This window comes from Neobacillus cucumis, from assembly GCF_002860255.1.
In the GTDB taxonomy this organism is placed as follows: Bacteria; Bacillota; Bacilli; order Bacillales; family Cytobacillaceae; genus Neobacillus; species Neobacillus cucumis_A.
Genome location: NZ_PGVE01000042.1, coordinates 129779 through 146866, shown reverse-complemented (window position 1 = coordinate 146866; position 17088 = coordinate 129779). Strand labels below are relative to the sequence as shown.

General features: G+C 39.1%; 16 protein-coding genes. 6 read left to right on the top strand and 10 right to left on the bottom strand.

Annotated features, from left to right (window positions below; translation table 11 throughout):
* Positions 1-45 precede the first annotated feature (45 nt).
* Positions 46-1026 carry an aldo/keto reductase gene (locus tag CVD27_RS11370; RefSeq protein WP_101648019.1) on the top strand — a complete coding sequence of 327 codons (981 nt, stop codon included), beginning with the start codon at positions 46-48 and terminating at the stop codon, positions 1024-1026.
* Between the two features lie 114 nt (positions 1027-1140).
* Here CVD27_RS11370 and CVD27_RS11365 read toward each other — a convergent pair whose 3' ends face one another.
* From CVD27_RS11365 to CVD27_RS11355, 3 genes are all read right to left on the bottom strand, one after another.
* Positions 1141-2328: an amidohydrolase gene (locus CVD27_RS11365; protein WP_101648018.1), complete on the bottom strand. Its 1188-nt coding sequence runs from the start codon at positions 2326-2328 to the stop codon at positions 1141-1143.
* A gap of 54 nt (positions 2329-2382) precedes the next feature.
* Positions 2383-3786 carry an MFS transporter gene (locus tag CVD27_RS11360; protein WP_101648017.1) on the bottom strand — a complete coding sequence of 468 codons (1404 nt, stop codon included), beginning with the start codon at positions 3784-3786 and terminating at the stop codon, positions 2383-2385.
* A 269-nt stretch (positions 3787-4055) separates the two neighbouring features.
* Positions 4056-6395 (bottom strand): helix-turn-helix domain-containing protein, encoded by a 2340-nt coding sequence (locus CVD27_RS11355; protein ID WP_101648016.1) that lies wholly within the window; start codon positions 6393-6395, stop codon positions 4056-4058.
* Positions 6396-6946: 551 nt separating this feature from the next.
* On the opposite strand from CVD27_RS11355, the gene CVD27_RS11350 reads away from it, so the two are divergent.
* Positions 6947-7765: a mechanosensitive ion channel family protein gene (locus tag CVD27_RS11350; RefSeq protein ID WP_101648015.1), complete on the top strand. Its 819-nt coding sequence runs from the start codon at positions 6947-6949 to the stop codon at positions 7763-7765.
* Positions 7766-7916: 151 nt separating this feature from the next.
* On the opposite strand, the gene CVD27_RS11345 is transcribed toward CVD27_RS11350, so the two are convergent.
* Positions 7917-8765 (bottom strand): sugar phosphate isomerase/epimerase family protein, encoded by an 849-nt coding sequence (locus CVD27_RS11345; protein WP_257984335.1) that lies wholly within the window; start codon positions 8763-8765, stop codon positions 7917-7919.
* A 40-nt stretch (positions 8766-8805) separates the two neighbouring features.
* Positions 8806-9615 carry a phytanoyl-CoA dioxygenase family protein gene (locus tag CVD27_RS11340; protein WP_101648014.1) on the bottom strand — a complete coding sequence of 270 codons (810 nt, stop codon included), beginning with the start codon at positions 9613-9615 and terminating at the stop codon, positions 8806-8808.
* A 198-nt stretch (positions 9616-9813) separates the two neighbouring features.
* Between CVD27_RS11340 and CVD27_RS11335 the strand changes: the two genes are divergently transcribed.
* Positions 9814-10635, top strand: a complete 822-nt coding sequence (locus CVD27_RS11335; RefSeq protein ID WP_101648013.1) for a helix-turn-helix domain-containing protein — start codon at positions 9814-9816, stop codon at positions 10633-10635.
* Between the two features lie 30 nt (positions 10636-10665).
* On the opposite strand, the gene argH is transcribed toward CVD27_RS11335, so the two are convergent.
* From argH to CVD27_RS11315, 5 genes are all read right to left on the bottom strand, one after another.
* A complete protein-coding gene (gene argH / locus CVD27_RS11330; RefSeq protein WP_257984334.1) occupies positions 10666-12204 on the bottom strand; it encodes an argininosuccinate lyase in 1539 nt (512 codons plus the stop codon).
* 161 nt (positions 12205-12365) lie between these two features.
* Positions 12366-12548, bottom strand: a complete 183-nt coding sequence (locus CVD27_RS11325) for a Fur-regulated basic protein FbpA (protein ID WP_101648011.1) — start codon at positions 12546-12548, stop codon at positions 12366-12368.
* 129 nt (positions 12549-12677) lie between these two features.
* On the bottom strand, positions 12678-13604 hold the full coding sequence (locus CVD27_RS11320) for an AEC family transporter (protein ID WP_101648010.1): 927 nt from the start codon (positions 13602-13604) through the stop codon (positions 12678-12680).
* A 50-nt stretch (positions 13605-13654) separates the two neighbouring features.
* The gene (locus CVD27_RS28035) at positions 13655-13885 is read right to left on the bottom strand and encodes a hypothetical protein (protein ID WP_180960232.1); all 231 of its coding nucleotides are present in this window, start codon (positions 13883-13885) and stop codon (positions 13655-13657) included.
* Between the two features lie 256 nt (positions 13886-14141).
* Entirely contained in the window at positions 14142-15014 is an 873-nt protein-coding gene (locus CVD27_RS11315) for a LysR family transcriptional regulator (protein WP_101648009.1), read from the bottom strand.
* 255 nt (positions 15015-15269) lie between these two features.
* On the opposite strand from CVD27_RS11315, the gene CVD27_RS11310 reads away from it, so the two are divergent.
* The 3 genes from CVD27_RS11310 to CVD27_RS11300 all read left to right on the top strand — a co-directional run bounded on the left by CVD27_RS11310 (position 15270) and on the right by CVD27_RS11300 (position 17039).
* The gene (locus CVD27_RS11310) at positions 15270-15704 is read left to right on the top strand and encodes a MarR family winged helix-turn-helix transcriptional regulator (protein WP_101648008.1); all 435 of its coding nucleotides are present in this window, start codon (positions 15270-15272) and stop codon (positions 15702-15704) included.
* A 50-nt stretch (positions 15705-15754) separates the two neighbouring features.
* Positions 15755-16402: an SDR family oxidoreductase gene (locus tag CVD27_RS11305; protein ID WP_101648007.1), complete on the top strand. Its 648-nt coding sequence runs from the start codon at positions 15755-15757 to the stop codon at positions 16400-16402.
* 109 nt (positions 16403-16511) lie between these two features.
* Positions 16512-17039 (top strand): NAD(P)H-dependent oxidoreductase, encoded by a 528-nt coding sequence (locus tag CVD27_RS11300; protein ID WP_101648006.1) that lies wholly within the window; start codon positions 16512-16514, stop codon positions 17037-17039.
* Positions 17040-17088 lie beyond the last annotated feature (49 nt).

The window sequence follows — 17088 nt, the reverse complement described above, 5'->3', positions numbered from 1 at the left end:
ACCTGAAATTGAATGGTTCATTAAAAGAAAGCGAGGATTCATCAAATGGAATATGTGAAACTAGGAAACACAGGATTGGATGTATCTAGATTTTGTCTTGGCTGCATGAGTTTTGGAGAAGCGGAGAAATGGATTCATCAATGGGTACTTAATGAACAGCAAAGTCGTTCTATTATAAAAAAAGCCCTTGATCTTGGGATTAACTTCTTTGATACGGCAAATGTATATTCTATGGGAACCAGCGAGGAATTTCTTGGTCGAGCTTTAAAGGATTTTGCCAATCGTGATGAAGTTGTAATTGCTACAAAGCTACATGGACGAATGCATGAAGGTCCTAATGGTGCAGGATTATCCCGTAAGGCCATCATGAGTGAAATTGATAAAAGCCTAAAGAGACTGGAAACGGATTATGTGGACCTTTATATCATCCACCGCTGGGATTACAATACCCCGATTGAAGAAACAATGGAAGCACTGCATGAAGTTGTAAAAGCTGGAAAGGCAAGATACATCGGTGCTTCTGCCATGTACGCATGGCAGTTCCAAAAGGCCTTACATGTAGCAGAGAAATATAGATGGACCAGGTTTGTCTCAATGCAGAATCATTTAAACCTCATATACCGGGAAGAAGAGAGGGAAATGTTACCACTTTGTAAAGAAGAAAAAATCGGGGTGACTCCATACTCTCCGCTTGCATCTGGTAGATTGACACGTGATTGGTCTGAAACCACTCATCGTTCCGAAACCGACCAAATTCAAAAATCCAAATATGACGCGACTGCTGATGCTGATCGATTGGTTGTGGAGCGGGTAGCATCGATTGCAGAAAAACATGGAGTTCCCCGTATTCATATTGCACTTGCTTGGCTATTGCAGAAAGAACCAGTTACTGCTCCTATTATCGGTGCTACGAAAATCTCACACCTCGAAGATGCCGTAGGTTCTCTATCGATTAATCTAACACCTGAAGAAATTGCGTTTTTAGAAGAGCCCTACGTACCACATCCAATAATCGGTCATAATTAAATTTAGCCTTTACCTATTACTATCGTGATAAGAAGTAGAGGGTGCAGCATGAACTGCCTCCCCTCCTTTTTTATCTCTCTTTTTCTATAACTGGATCTTTACTGTCTTTGAATTTCAAATGATTTCGTAATACCCGCAAACAACTTGGCCGACTGCTTTTGCCGCCACTAAAAGGGCATCTTCATCAATATCGAATTTTGGATGATGATTAAAGTATGGTTTTTCTACACCTTTTGGTGTACAGCAAATATAGAAGAAGCACGCAGGAAATTTTTTTGCATAGTGTGCAAAATCTTCTGATGGAGACATTTTTGGGAATTCTTTTACTTCTGTAATGTCTTTATCATACGCATTTTGTAAAAATCCAGCCACCCTCTCTGTCACTTCTGGGTCATTATATAAAGGTGGATAATCAGGTGTATAAGTAAGATCACAGGTTACATTAAATTCTTGTTCAATGCCCTTAACGATGCGGCGAATTTCTTGTTCAATCAATTCGCGTGTTTCATCTGTCATTGCACGAACATCACCTTCGAGTACGACGCTATCTTTAATAACATTGAATGTACCTTTTCCGTCAAACGAACCTATTGTTATAACGCCCATATCAAATGGGTTTAAGCGGCGGCTGACGACCGTTTGAATGGCTGTTACAAAATGCGATCCTGCTACTATGGCATCATTTGCTAAGTGCGGAGAAGAACCATGACCCCCTGTCCCTTGAACTTTTAATTTAAAGTAGGCACGTCCTGGAAATACGTAGCCGCTGTTATAGCCTACCACGCCTGCTGGTCCAAGCGGCAGTAGATGAATCCCAAAAATATGATCTAAATCATCCAGTAACCCCGATTTAATCATCCCGATAGCCCCACCAGGTGGAACCTCTTCAGCAGGCTGATGAATGATTTTAATCGTACCAGGAATCTCATCTTTTAGTTGAATTAAGCAGTCTGCAAGAACCATTAGGTATGCGGTATGTCCATCATGTGCACAGGCATGCATAACACCTGGATTTTTTGATTTAAACGGCACATCCGTTTCCTCAAAAATAGGCAGCGCATCAAAATCAGCGCGAAGGCCGATTGTATTTCCAGGTTTTCCACCTAATATGGTCACGATAATCCCATGTCCGCCGCCAACATTTGTTTGCATTCCAACATCTTTACCTTTATAAAACTCTTCAATATATTTACTTGTGTTTTCTTCTTCAAATGATAGTTCAGGGTTTTCATGAAGATATCGACGAATTTGTATCATTTCTTCTTTACGTTCTTCTAGCATTTTCATTAATTGATCTTTCATATCGATTTACCTCCATTACTTATAACATTTTGTTTAGTGAGACTAATGTAAAGATTAACTAACCTTTTTGTTCAGTACATCTTGATGCTCTTTTCCTGCATTTTTTGGAACCATGAAAACGATTGAAACGAGTGCCAGTACACCAAATATGACATTCACAATAATACCGGATGTTGCTGCTATTTCTTTACTAGCAAAAACAGTGATTGCACCATAAACTGCGGCGGAAATAGCAACACCAAATGCTCCACCGAGTGAGCTTGCCATTTTGTAAACCCCAGCAGCGGCCCCAACTTTATCAGAAGGAGCATTGGATACAGAAGTATCTGTAGATGGAGTGGCGTAGATGCCAAGCCCTAATCCAAATAACGCAAAACCGATAAACACTGTGACTGTATAGGCCACGCCTGGTAAGAACGTTAAACCCATAAGGGCTACGCCAATCGTTGTAATGACGGTTCCCCAAATCATCGGAGATTTTGCACCTGCTTTTTGAAGAAGTTTCTCACCAACACGAATCATCGCCAAAACTGCAATTAAATAACCAAGTGACAGCATACCTGATTGGAAAGCAGTAAATCCCCGGCCAACTTGTACATACGTATTGGCCACAACTAACGTACCTGCTACTGCATTTAATAAAAAGTTAGAATAAGTTGCCCCTGCATATGGCTTGTTTTTGAATAAAGAGAAATCAATTAAAGCAAGGGCATTGTTTTTTTCAACTTTGACAAATACAATAATCCCAATAATGGCTACAGCTAAACAAATCAAAGTAAGAGCGCTTGTCCATCCCCAATCAGCTCCACGAGTTATGAAAAGATTCAAACCAAGCATGGTGATAATTAAAATAATTAAACCTGCAACGTCAAATTTAAACACACCTTTTGATTCTGCTTTACTTTCTGGAGTATCTTTCATTAGCCACATACCAAGAAGCGCAAAAATGATTGAAAAGATGAAAATCCATCTCCAGCCCATGTAGGTTGCAATCGCACCGCCAGCAAATGAACAAACACCTGAACCGCCCCAAGAACCAATTGACCAGAAGCTTAGCGCGCGTTGACGGTCGGCACCCTCGTAATACTCTTTCACTAACGCAATGGTTGCCGGCATAATGCATGCTGCTGAAAGACCTTGAATAATCCGGCCAATAATAAGTAACGCCGCCCCCTGTGCTAATACAAGGAGCAAGGAACCAATAATACTAAATATTAATCCAATATACGTAATTTTTTTTCTTCCAACCTTATCCGCTAAACCACCGGCACCTACAATAAACATACCTGAGAATAATGAAGTTAAACTAATCGCTATATTTATTGTTCCGAGCGAAATACCTAAGTCTGATTGAACAGCTGGAACTACGTTCACCATGGCTTGAGCGAACAACCAAAAAGTAATAACACCGAACACAATCCCGGTAAGCAATTTATTTGTACCTTTATAAGTTTCCATACATGTACCTCCTGGAATGCAAAATTTAAAGTATCTGGTACTTAATTTTTCTCTAACAACACCGGCGTTATGTCTATATTATAAAAAATGACCCCTTTAAAAAGGAGTCATTTTTTATCCATATTAGGTCACCTAATACATGCATTTATCAAGGTGGAAAATGTTGAAATAATATTTAACGGTCTTTTTTTACCTTTCCTGTATAAAAGACTTGTTTAGGCAAAACAAAAAATGTTTCAGGTAAAAACAGTTTAAAGAATCAATCGCACTTAAATAAATACTTTTCTTAATTCAAAAAAATGAATCGCATTAATGGTTAAGTAGGAATAAAAAGACCATTCCTCGTTAATCATTTCATCGAATACTTCTAAGGATGGTTGACTTGAATGGGTAATATAGTCAATAATTTCTTCATCCATTCCAAATTTACTGTTATTTTCCCACCAATTCTTATATAAAGCCCCATGGTCCTGATCAAAGACAAATTTTCGTATTTGATATTCTCCTTTGGGTATTCCTCTTATTGTTACTCGCACTTCTTTGATTAATTTTTGTAAAAAACTTTCCTCGATAGAAAAATAGGGGTTAACAATATGGTTGTTCATTAATACAATCTGATAACCCCTTTCATTTTCCATCATCAAATAGTAATCACCTCTGGCGATTACTTTTCCTTGCAGTCTGTTGAAAAATGAAATCGCGTAATAGGCTGGACGTTTTCCTGTAAAATAATGAAATAGCTCCATTCCTTCTAGCGGAATATTCTTTGCTCCAACATCCCTTTCATGTATTTCAGTATTAATCCAAAAACCTAGTGATTTCACATCTTCGGCGACTGTAATTGCATCATTCAATATTAACGAACCTCTAAAAAATGTTCCATTAGTATATCGAGTATTTCCTGAAAAGGAACTCCAAGTAAGCAAATGCAATGGTTTCTCTATCGAATGACTTTTTAAATAGTGTTTTAATTGATCCGTTTTTTTTCTAATATAATCTTTTGCTAATAAATAGTTATTATCAATAATCTCTTTAAAATTTACGATTTCAGTAGGACTTGCCTTAAAAGCAATAAAATCAATTTGTTCCTCTTTGTAAAGTACCCATCTATGATTGTCATCAGTTGATCCTGTGTGAATTGAAAAAGGCAATAATACGCCAACTTGAATAGAAGGAATCATTGTTTTCAATAATTTGTGTAAGGATAAATAGAAACGTTCTAAGCTTTTACTATCTAAAGATACATCATTGGTTAAGTACACAAAATACCAAGAGCTTACATACTTTTCACCGAATACTTGCAAGCAATGTCTTAAAAAATGTTCCAGCTTTTGAAGGTATGCATCTTCATTTGAGGAGATTCCTTTATAATTTACTTGTATAAATAATGATAAATCGTTAGTTTTTACAAATTGAATGACTTCATCTGAATTATAGTAAGGCGATGTCGTCGGTATTAATTCATCAGTTTCTACCGCAGGAGATATGGTCCCTCCACTTAATAACTTATTTATGCCAATATACTTAATATTCAACCCTTTTTTAGCTAATATCACTTGCGTTCGAACGTTTTCTTTTTGTAGTTCTCTCAATTCACCAATCGATAAAATATTGTTCGGATGAATCAATAGTTTACTGTTAGCAGCAGATAAGTCAATTTTTAATTCTTCAAAGTAAGTTTCTGAATTCCCAAAGGATGTTTTACTATCCCCCTCAGATAGTAAAACACCTAATTTCATTATAACTTCAGGGGAATTAAGAAATGTCTCTGTATCTTGTAACTGATAATCCTTAACTAAATTCACCTGATCTTTTCTGTTCTTTTCACGAAAAGAATGTGGTGTCTCACCATACACCTCTTTAAATAAACTTGTAAAAGATTTTGTATTAGGGAAGCCATTTTTAATGGAAATATAGGTAATGGAATCTTGGGTATACAGTAAGTCTTTTAAGCTGTGATTTAATCTAATATTCATTAAGAAACGGCTAAATCCTATACCCAAATGCTGTTTTAAATACCGTGAAAAATAACTGGGAGACAGATAAAAATGTTTTGCTACATCATCTAATGTAATGGGTTCGTCATAATGTTGCTTTAGATAGGATATAATTTCTGCTAATCGTTGATCATTATCATTTATTTCTTCAAAATTTTTTCTTACTCCCCTAAATCGAAGAATTAAAGTAAGCAAAATTTTACAAATTAAAATATGAGCTTCGAGCTTACAGCCCTCTTCTTGTCTGAAATAGGTAATCAGTAATTCAGAAAGAGATTTACGCATTTGTACAATAATATTTTCTTTTCCTCGATCAATTTGTTGCGAAAACAAATGAAAATGATAATGACGATATTCTTCATAATATTTGGTGATAAATGTATCTGGAATACTTAATGTTAATACAGCGTTATTCTTTACAGCTCGCACTTGATATAATTGATTTCGGTTTATTACAAGCAAATCTTTTTCTTTCAAATGAAAAAATCCGCCTTCCATCTCCACTACGATTTCACCATCAAGTACAAGAAGAATTTCAATTCCTTCATAGACTCTTGATGATAAAAACTCTATGTTTTGTAAGCGCAATTGAAAGAAGTCAATTTTATCCATTCCTTCCCCTCACCTTGAATGTTTTATTTTATCTTGTTCAAATTATCGCGAATTAATAATAATATTAAAGTCCAATATATAAAGTTTGATTAACAAGTGATAGATAATCTAAATTTCAATAAAAGACTCCTCTATAATTTGAATAATAATAGTTCAAATAATAGAGGAGTCTTTTATTGTACTATGATTTTTATATTGATCAAAAGGAAAAAGGAGGGCAAGTTTTGACCATGCCCTCCTTCTTCCATAATACTATTTTTAATGCCCCTGCCAAGGAGTTTCATCTTAACACATTTCTTACTAACTTGCCATGTCTAGACTCTTATCGTATTCTTCCCCAGAATCAATTCCCTCATTGCCCTTTATCTCTATATCTATTAATATAATTCAGCAGCAGAAAACACATTATTGGCAATATATCGATCCTCAAGAAGCACGGATAGACTTCTTTTTTTAATGGAACCATGCTATCGTTAGCTTTAATAGGAAAGGAAAGTTTTTCTCCTTATCCGCATTCTTTTGGTATAGTGTAAAAAGTGGGAGGAGATAGGATGTTTTTCTTGGGACTATTCCAGCAGTTTCCCGTAAAAATATTAACGGTGGCACTGCTGATTATATTCACGGTTTATTTGGTTCGCAAATCCATCAAACTTTTCTTTGACAAAACAAGCTTCCTGGATGTTAAGCGGGAAGAGACATTGATGCATTTCGCCAACCAGGTGACAAAGGTATTGGGACTATTGTTCTTCTTTATTTATGTACTTAGCCATTTCTTCGACCTTGCAAAGCTTGTCACTGGTTCGGTCGTGGTGGCAGGTGCCTTGGCATTGATCCTCCAGCATATTATCCGCGATTACATTATGGGGCTGACCTACTTATTTGAGCGCCAGATCCATCACGGGGATTATGTCATCATCAATGGAAACCGTCAGGGGAAGATCGAGGAAATCAGCATGCGCCACCTGAAGATCCGCCAGTATGACGGATACCTCTATACGGTTTCCTATAGCAGCATCACGGAACTTCAGAACGGGAACCGGGGAAGGCGCCGGGTGAACGAAAGCCTTGTTCTCAACTATAAGCAAAATCCGGACGATGCTTTCAAGGTGATGGAGGAAGTGGCCCAAACATGCAACGAGAAATACGGTGAATACCTGTTGAAGGATGAGAACGGTGTTCCCCTTGAGAATTTCAAATTCAACCAAATCACTGAACTGAACGTGGATTTCAGAGGTCACCGTTATTCATTATCAGGTCTTGTGCAGGAAGCTGATTTCGTGGAAGCGAGCAAAAAGGTGAGGTATGAATTGGCGTTGGCTGCCTACAAAAACGACTTGATGATGGCAGAGAGTCTCAACACAAGCCATTAAGAATCCTAAAAAGCAAGAGAGGCAAGCTTATGCTTTCAATTTCCCGCGTCAAAATTAGGCTTCTAATCCGAAAAAGCCCTTGACTTACAAGGACTTTTCCAATTGGCAAACTGGTTTTAAAAACTAATACATTAACCTGCTCTTATTTTGTTTAAACCCGTTCCCATAAAGACCGGGCGATCTTTGCAAACAGGAGTGCTTGTGTCCATCGGTCGCTCACCTCACACTGCACGCCGTTCGGCCCACGGACCGTGATTGCATAAGGTGGCGGTCCCAGCTCGCAGACAAACGGCAGCACCTCGTCTTCCTGTGCCGATTGACGCCAGCTGCGCATTCCTTCGAGCCACCAACGTTGAAAATGCATCAACATCGGGTGCTCGAACGCACGATGGACGGCATCCTCCTCATCTACACTTCCAAACATAGGTATATCTATCTGAACCTGCTCTCCGTTCGATATGCGAGCGTGTATGCTCTTCGTCCGAGGGAGCAGCGTCTGGAGCAGTTCTTCTGCCTCGTCCGACACCGTATGCATTTCCCCTGCAACGACATAATGTGAGAAGTCGATTGTCAGCTCAAGTTCCGGCAAGGCTTGAGCATACTCTACCGTACGCAGCAGATCCTGCGTGATCGTGCCGCGATGCGTTTCGATATACGCCGGGATGCCTGCAGACCTCGACAGCTCCGCCATGTCCGCAAGCAGTTGCACCGCTTGCTCACCGACCAGAAACGGCCTTATCACCTGTACATTAACGAAATCGACCCTTCCGAACGATTTTGCCTTGCAAAGAAAAACATCCAGTTCTTCAGCAGTTTTCGGATACGCGTTTACGCTGAATGAAAGGTTGTATTGATCCAGCAACCGAGACAGGCGTTCGGCCTCCTTACCCTCCGGCAGGAAGCCGTTAATGCCGTCGTAGCCCGCTTCCGCGATGCACCGTACCTTCTCATCTATGCTCCATTCGTTACCAGCGCCGTTTTGAACTCTAAGTCCGTTCATCCCCCACCAGGACATTAGCACCTCGAGCCGTGGCTCACGTTTAGTGGATATACGGTGTGTCGTATTCAACGCCGCACGGACCTCCATTCGGATTGGTCTCCAGTTCCACAGGCGTCCCGTCTGCACGGAACAGTGGACGATAATACGTGGCAATGCGTGTAGCCGAGCTGTTGGCGTAGTGGCAAATGAACGAGCGGCGGAAACGATCTTTCGTCTTATTACGGTACGAGCCGTGAATCAGATTCCCATTGAAAAAGAGCACATCGCCCCTCTCCATCACTGCTGGAATTGCCTTCTGATCCTTCGGCGGCTTCACATAGTGAGTAGTGAACGATTCCTTAGAATCGGACGAATCAGGACATACGATATCATACTCACTCGTCTTTGGCACAACTAACAGCCCGCCGTTCTCCTCATCCGCCGGATCGATCGCCGTCCAAGCGGCGATGCAGTTGCCCGGCTCGACCTTTAAATAAAAATTATCCTGATGAAGTGCCTGTCCCCGTGCGCCCGGAGGCTTGTAATAGAACATGCTTTGGGCTGCCAATGGTTCTTCCTCATACAAATCAGCTAGAACATCCATTACCGGTTGATGCAGCATATACCGTTTGGCTGTTTCATTAAACTGGTGCGGATGCATGACCCTCGGATAACGCTTTAGCGGATCAGTCGTTTCCTCCCGCAAATCCGGCTCAAAATGCCCCGGGATCACCTGATAGCTGATGTCCTCAAAGGTTCTTTCGACCTCTGTCAGTTGCTCTTCCGTAAACAATCCTTTGACGATTAAATATCCCTCCGTTTCAAACTGTCTCTTTTGCTCTCCTGTTAACACTCGATACTTATATACCATATTTTTCCCTCCCCTATTTCTCCTATAGGTGATATTTATCACATCTTCATTATACTTTTGGAATAACGATTAGAAGAAGGAAGGATCTTGCTAACAATGCATACTATTCTGCTATTTCTTCACCAGCACACTTGTGTGCCGCCGTAAGTTAAGCTAAACTATCTGTAATTAATTACTTTTTAGAAAAGGATGAGTACCATGGAGCTGGACCACCCCTCCAACTATGACGGATTGGCATACGGCATGGTGATCGCAGGACATTTTCATGAACGGGATACCTATTCTACCGTACGTCCGGACGGCATGAGTGACTGGCTTATTACGTACACGCTAGGCGGTGAAGGGTACTTCGAGGCAGAAGGCTGCGAGCTGCGAGTAAGAGCAGGTGACGTAACACTGTTGAAGCCGGGAACACCCCATCGTTACGGTACGCCTCAAGGAAAAAGCTGGCATTTTGTTTGGGCGCATTTTACTGGCGGATTCATGGACGCGAATCTACTGCCACTCGATGCGCTGACCATCCGGCAGATTGAGCAGCAAGCGGTTCGGGAGCGTATCTACCACGCTTTTCTCCGTATTCTGTCTGATTCCCGGGAACGAGGCCCTTATTGGCACGAGCTGTGCTTGGGCGCTCTGCGGGAGGTCCTGATGCTGCTCGCAAAGCAGCAAACCAGCGGGTTCGATCCGCGGATAGAAGAAACACTGTATTTGCTCGCCCAGCGAATGCAGGAGACGGTTCGAGTCGAGGAACTGGCCCACAGTGTTGGGCTCTCTGCATCGAGACTGTCGCATCTATTTAAAGAAAATACCGGTGAATCGATTGTGGAGGCACTTAACCGAATGCGAATCAAGCAGGCTGCCTTGCTTCTGGCCCATACGAATCGGAATGCCACGGAAGCTGCCCATGACGTAGGCTTTCAAAATTACAACCACTTTACCCGGCAGTTTCGCAAATATATTGGTGTGACACCAAGCGAATACAGCCAAAGCCTCCGGTCCAAAGAGCAGCGCCCTAATTAGTTAATTTTACAGGGAACATAAGTGTTGCTTTCATGAATTTCCAGTATTTTTATCTTTTCCATTCGTTGTACCCCAATGGCTTGTTAATTGATCAAGTTTTCCCATACAAACTTTGATTCTATTAACCTCAGTTTGGATTAAAGAAATATGGTGGAGTAGACTAGCTTCTCTTTCTACAATCGCCCGTTTCATTTCCTCTGGTGCTGGTCCGCCAGGAAGCGACCGAATCTTAACAAAGTGTTCTGGGTCCATTGCTGTGCGAATGATCTCCTCCGGTAAATTCAACGGATATCCGACTACTACTTTTGCCGCTTCATCTACGAGTACAGATGTGACATGAGTAGCATTCAGTCCTCTTGCCAAGGCAATTTTCACCACCTGGCTGGCTATGGAATGAGAGGTTCGGAACGGGATGTTTGCTTCCCTAAACAGGGTGTCGGCTAATTCCGTTATCGTCGCAAAGCTTTCTTGAGCCCTTCTTTTTAACAGTGCTTCATTTACTTCAAGTGTTCCAACCACCACTTTTGTTAACCGAAAAACTTGATTAATAAGGTGCAGTCCCTTCCATAAATACGGCTGAAGATCATCCTCCGTATCGTTTATATCACCGTATGGTGTGTTATGTAACATTTGAAGTACGGTTTGGGCATTTCCAATTCCACTGGAGCTTAAGGCACGAATATGCTCTAACGAAACAGGATTTCTTTTTTGCGGCATAATGGAACTCGTCTGAACATAAGGGTCTGCTACACGAATCGCTGAAAATTCCTGGCTGGACCATAAGAGAAGGTCTTGTGAAAAACGGCCGAGATTAATAAAGGTTAATTGAATTGCTGTGGCAATTTCCCCTAAATAATCGGCACCGCCAATCGAATCATAGGCACTCTTGATGATTATGGGGAATCCTAATAACTCAGCGACTTTGTTTCGGTCAATACGAAATCCGGTCGTAGTGAGGGCAGCCGCGCCGAGAGGACTGGCATTGCATGTATCATAGGCTGCCTTCAATCTTTTTAAGTCACGATCCACGACATCGTACATTCCTAGTAGATAGTGGGAGAACGTCATCGGCTGGGCCTGCTGCGTATGAGTATACCCAAGGAAAATAGTTTCCTTATAGGTGTCAATCACGCTCAAAAGTGTTTCTTGAAAGGAAAGCAGCGCTTCGATGGCTAGGAGAATCTTATCCCTAAGAACCATCCTGTACATGGCAACCCCCATATCGTTCCTGCTTCTGGCAAGGTGCAAACTTCCACCCATTTCTCCGGCAACATTCATTATTTGACTTTCTACAAGGAAAAAGAGATCCTCATACTGTCCATCATAGGTGGATTGAAGAATGGCTTCCTTATCAATAGCGCAAATACCCGCTAGGATTTGGGAAGCCGTACTCTCCTGCAGCAACCCTTGTTCCACCAGCATGATAAGGTGGGCTTTATGGACTGCCAGCATGGGCTCTAGTAAGGATTGCTTTGCGTGCTCATAAGCAGGTGCCAATACTACCTCTGAATAGGTCGCCCCTGGAAACTTCCGCCCTTCCTTATTTAGAATGCTATCCTTAATATTCATCATAATCCCCCCAATATATCCCCTATCAAGGTTAATTCGGTAAAAAAGTTCGTAATCTTTTGTTTATTTTATGTCTCAAGCCTTTTTATGTTAATAAAAAAGCATGAACAATGTATGTTCATGCCAGCGGTACAGTCAAATGTAACGAAACCATATTTATTTTATACCCACTGTATAGACCCAAACTCACCATGTGGATGATTTTGTAATTTAAATCTTCTATACTCATTTTCTAATTTTGATAATGGCAGCTCATAAAGCTTTTGATCTTCTTTGTTATATACGTTTAAAAAAATTAATTTATTGATAAGTTTTTGTCGCTTTTTTTCATCATTATTTCTCATCAGAAACACTCCTTTGTTTTACAAAAACTTTTCCTTGGATACAACAACTTTTATATTCGTTTATTAGATTAATTTAATTATAACCCTATAATTCCTATCTGTAAAGTATGAATTAAAAAAATAAACTTTTTAAGAAAATAACATATGAGCAGAAAAAATAACTGTGGTTACTGTCATCATGCTAAATACTGTTGAAAATAAAACTGCTTGTGCAGCATATTCAGGATGATTTCCATATTCCAGTGCAAACAGCGAACTATTTCTTGAAGTTGGAAAAGAACTCGCAATGAGCAATGACTGAGCAGTAGTACCGTCCAGCTTTAATGTTAAAATAATGATGAATGCAATACATGGTGAAAGAATTAACCGGCCTATCAGGCTTAGAACCAATGGCAGCGAAAAACTGCTTATTTTTAGGAAAGCACTTTGTGCACCAAGTGTAATAAGTGCGATCGCTATAAATGCGTTTGAAGTATTTTTAATAGGGGTCCAAATGTATTCTGGAATTCTTATTGAAACGGCATGGAGAAAGACTCCAAATAAAAAAGCGTAAATAACTGGATTTTTCAAAAATGCTTTGATCGATTGGATTGATGCCTTATCAACAGAAACAGAATTAAATAGTCCATATGTATAGGTGAGGAGATTTTGAAAAACCATGACCACAACTTGTATGGAAAGACCAAGAGGATTATTTTGAAAAACCACCTGGCTGACAGGTAATCCAAAGTTCCCCGAATTACTTAGTACAACACTGTTTTTAAAGGTAGATGAAAGACTGTTCTCAAATTTCGCCATTTTTGATATCCCAGCACTGACTAACATTAAACAAAGATTTTGTATGACAAGAAAACTAAGAATCTGCAGGAGCGTATCTCCTCTTATTTTACTCTGATATACATTGGTAAAACTCACAGCAGGCATTAACAAATAGGAGGTTAATTTAGATAAGGTATTCATGTCTAATTTAAACTTTCGATGAAGAAATGCACCAGCTCCAATAAGAGCAAAAATGGGTAAAATAACATTCAAAGTAATATGAAATAAAACGTCCATAAAATAGTCCTCTCCATTTTGGAAAAATTATTGTTATGTATACTTTAAATTTATATATTAGTAGTTTCTATATTATCTCTATTTGGTTCAAATATTTGGATGAAGATGCAATAGCCATTGTGATATTTTATGGTTATTGCTATATCATACTGTCCACAGCTTTCGTCGTAGATCTGTTTAATGCCGCTAATCGGTAAGCAAAAATATTTACCCGTTTTAGATTCGATAATGGTAATTCTCCTGGCTCGAATATGAATTTTTGCCCTCTTAATGTAGCTCATAAAACTAAAATCCCACGGCTCCTTCTATCTCATCCTTTAATATTGCATCGAAATCTTTCCCTTCGTGCTCCATTAAAAATGTAATTAGACTCATTGATTGGTCCTCCAATTACTCTCCCTCCTCATAAATTCATTTTATAAACAAATTCCAAATAGTTGAAATACAATTAAACTATCGACCATCATTCAAAAAAGGAATGACAACATTTCCTGATGGAAACATGTAAAAAAAGCCTGAGCAGCTGCCCACGCTTTCCTAAATAGTAGATTGAAAATCCAATTTTTTCACAAATTCAATAAATTCTTTAACTGCTTTGATCTCAAGAGATTTTTCATGATACAACATCCAAGTTCTTCTTATAATGGGATTCCCTTTTCTATCTTTTAGAATGATCCGATTAAGGCTTTGATGTTCCTGAACAAGAACACTTGGAAGTATTCCGTATCCCAAACCGTTCAATACCATTTCTTTGCAAGTATCGGCTTTATCCACTTCCATGCCGATAAAAGGCGGCTTTGAAAATTCTCCACTCCACCAATTATCAATCATGGTCTTTAGTAAAGCATCTGTTTCATATTCGATTCTCGGTAGTGATGGCAGGTCACAAAGTTCAATTTTCTCTAATGAGGTTACACAGAGATTTTCTTCAAAGAGTAGTATTTTTGAATCTGACCACTGATAGTCTCCTCGGACCATACTAATATGAACATCCCCATTATAGACCAGATTAAATACATCCCTGCTCCATCCCGTTGTAACTTTGTAATTTACTTTTGGGAACTGTTCACGAAAAAGCTTTAAAAGATGTGGCAGCTTATGCCTTGTTATGTAATTAGAAACTCCTAATCGTAAGGTTCCGCTAACCTCGTCATCCATATTAGATACTGTATCTTTAATCTGTTGGAGACGATACAGCATTTCATCCGCACATTGAACTAAATATTCTCCTTGGGGCGTAAAGTGAACACCTTTTGTTCCTCTTTTGACTATTACTACTTGATATTCCTTCTCTATTTGTTGAATTTTTTTCGTTAATGATGGTTGGGATAGATATAAGCTCTCAGCCGTTTTTGTAATATTCTTTTTTTCGTAAAGCACCTTTAAGATTGTCCAGTCCTGCTCATCCATTTTCTTACCCACCTTATTTACTTTTGATCTTACAAAAATATGATAAATTCAATATTTAGATTACCATATAAATATATAGTTAGACCGTTCCTAATTTTTATGGAGGTTTTAAAATTGAATGGAATATAATATTGTTTTGGAACAAAGTTTATATATATACTGTTTCTGATAGAAACAAGAAATATGATTTAGTTGACCTTAATGTAATTTCGTGTTAATTTGTATATGCAAATGAATAAAAGGATTTGATTAAAAATGAACGAAGAAGAACAGGTATTAATTCATTGTCTCTACTTTACAGCCAGCCGGTTTGCTCGTAACATTACAAAATTAGCCGAAAAAACATTTGATTTTAGTGACCTTGCTCCCTCCTACCTTTACATGATTATGATTGTGAAGTTCCATCCGGAAATCACACAGAAGGAACTATGCCACAAGTTATCTATTGCTCCTTCCACCAGTACAAGGTTTATTGATAAACTTGAAAAATTAAAACTGGTAATCAGAAAAATGGATGGAAAACAAACCCTTATTTCTTTAACTGAAGAAGGAGAAAAAGTGTACCATCAGTTTCGGCTTTCTTTAAAAGAATTGTTTACCAGCTATTCGGAAGTCTTAGGACGCGAGTTCAGTAAAGATTTAAGTAAAATGCTTCACGAAGCAAGCAATAAGCTAGAAAGAGAGCTATAATTTTTTTACCCTTTCATTTGCATATACAAATAAGACAGGAGGTTTTTGTTATGTCAGAAAAGATATTGCTAATTGTCGGTGCAGGACCAGGGATTAGCTTATATACAGCAAGGAAATTCGGAAAAGAGGGCTTTAAAGTTGCCCTAATTTCACGCAGCATGGAGTCATTACAGAAATATGAAAATGAACTTAAAGAAGATGGGATTGCAGCAAAAGGATTTCCTGGGGATGTCTCTTCAGTAGAATCTTTAAAAACAGCCATTGATGCGGTAATAAAAACGTATGGAAAAATTGATGTACTCTTATACAATGCTGCTGCAGGAAGACCAGGCAAACCAACAACATTAAGCGTGGATCATCTAGTGGAAGATTTTAAAACCAGTGTAGCTGGAGCTCTTATCAGTGTGAAAGAAGTGATTCCCCATATGGAAAAGGGAACCATTTTATTAACGGGCGGAGGATTAGCTCTTCACCCCTACGCTGACTATGCTTCATTAGCTATTGGAAAAGCAGGTATTCGCAATTTAGCATACAGCTTGCACCAAGAACTGAGTCCTAAAGGAATTTATGTTGGAACATTAACGATTAAAGGGTTTGTACAAGAAGGAACCTATTTCTCACCTAAAAATATTGCGAATACATTTTATAGAATGTACGAAAATCAAACTGAAACAGAAATTATGTATGAAGAAATGTAAAATTTTTTTTGCAACTTAATTTGTATGTACAAATGTAAAAATTCTTTACTGTACACAATATGTGTAATCAAAACTAGAAAAGAGAAAAAAAAACAAAGGAGACTTACTAATGAAAACTCTTGTAATTATTACGCACCCTAATTTGGAGCAATCTCGAATTAACCGCACTTGGATGCAGGAATTGAAAAAACACGAAGAAATTACGATTCATACTCTTTATCAAGCGTATTCAGACGGAAAAATAAATGTAGCACATGAACAAAGCCTATTAGAATCACATGACCGTATTATTCTTCAATTTCCATTCTACTGGTACAGCACGCCTTCTTTGTTAAAACAATGGCAGGATGAAGTGCTCTCCTACGGCTGGGCATATGGCGAAGGCGGTGACAAGCTTCACGGTAAAGAACTAGGTCTTGCGATTTCAACCTTTGGACCAGAAGATTCCTATCAGCCTACTGGCTATAATCATTTTACCATGGAGACTTTAACCACTCCTTTACAACAAACAAGCAACCTCATAGGTACCCGTTTTATGCCGTTATTTGTACTGAATGGTGTGATGCATGTCACAGATGAACAACTTGAAGAAAATGCAAAAGCCTATGTAAATCACGTTCTTCAGCCATCCATATAGAGGCTTAATTAAACTATTTAAATAAAGGTATTTCTTCTACTGAAATACC

Coding starts and splice junctions, on each gene's coding strand:
- CVD27_RS11370 (WP_101648019.1), top strand. CDS start 46: ATGGAATATGTGAAACTAGGAAACACAGGATTGGATGTATCTAGATTT.
- CVD27_RS11365 (WP_101648018.1), bottom strand. CDS start 2,328: ATGAAAGATCAATTAATGAAAATGCTAGAAGAACGTAAAGAAGAAATG.
- CVD27_RS11360 (WP_101648017.1), bottom strand. CDS start 3,786: ATGGAAACTTATAAAGGTACAAATAAATTGCTTACCGGGATTGTGTTC.
- CVD27_RS11355 (WP_101648016.1), bottom strand. CDS start 6,395: ATGGATAAAATTGACTTCTTTCAATTGCGCTTACAAAACATAGAGTTT.
- CVD27_RS11350 (WP_101648015.1), top strand. CDS start 6,947: ATGTTTTTCTTGGGACTATTCCAGCAGTTTCCCGTAAAAATATTAACG.
- CVD27_RS11345 (WP_257984335.1), bottom strand. CDS start 8,765: ATGAACGGACTTAGAGTTCAAAACGGCGCTGGTAACGAATGGAGCATA.
- CVD27_RS11340 (WP_101648014.1), bottom strand. CDS start 9,615: ATGGTATATAAGTATCGAGTGTTAACAGGAGAGCAAAAGAGACAGTTT.
- CVD27_RS11335 (WP_101648013.1), top strand. CDS start 9,814: ATGGAGCTGGACCACCCCTCCAACTATGACGGATTGGCATACGGCATG.
- argH (WP_257984334.1), bottom strand. CDS start 12,204: ATGAATATTAAGGATAGCATTCTAAATAAGGAAGGGCGGAAGTTTCCA.
- CVD27_RS11325 (WP_101648011.1), bottom strand. CDS start 12,548: ATGAGAAATAATGATGAAAAAAAGCGACAAAAACTTATCAATAAATTA.
- CVD27_RS11320 (WP_101648010.1), bottom strand. CDS start 13,604: ATGGACGTTTTATTTCATATTACTTTGAATGTTATTTTACCCATTTTT.
- CVD27_RS28035 (WP_180960232.1), bottom strand. CDS start 13,885: ATGAGCTACATTAAGAGGGCAAAAATTCATATTCGAGCCAGGAGAATT.
- CVD27_RS11315 (WP_101648009.1), bottom strand. CDS start 15,014: ATGGATGAGCAGGACTGGACAATCTTAAAGGTGCTTTACGAAAAAAAG.
- CVD27_RS11310 (WP_101648008.1), top strand. CDS start 15,270: ATGAACGAAGAAGAACAGGTATTAATTCATTGTCTCTACTTTACAGCC.
- CVD27_RS11305 (WP_101648007.1), top strand. CDS start 15,755: ATGTCAGAAAAGATATTGCTAATTGTCGGTGCAGGACCAGGGATTAGC.
- CVD27_RS11300 (WP_101648006.1), top strand. CDS start 16,512: ATGAAAACTCTTGTAATTATTACGCACCCTAATTTGGAGCAATCTCGA.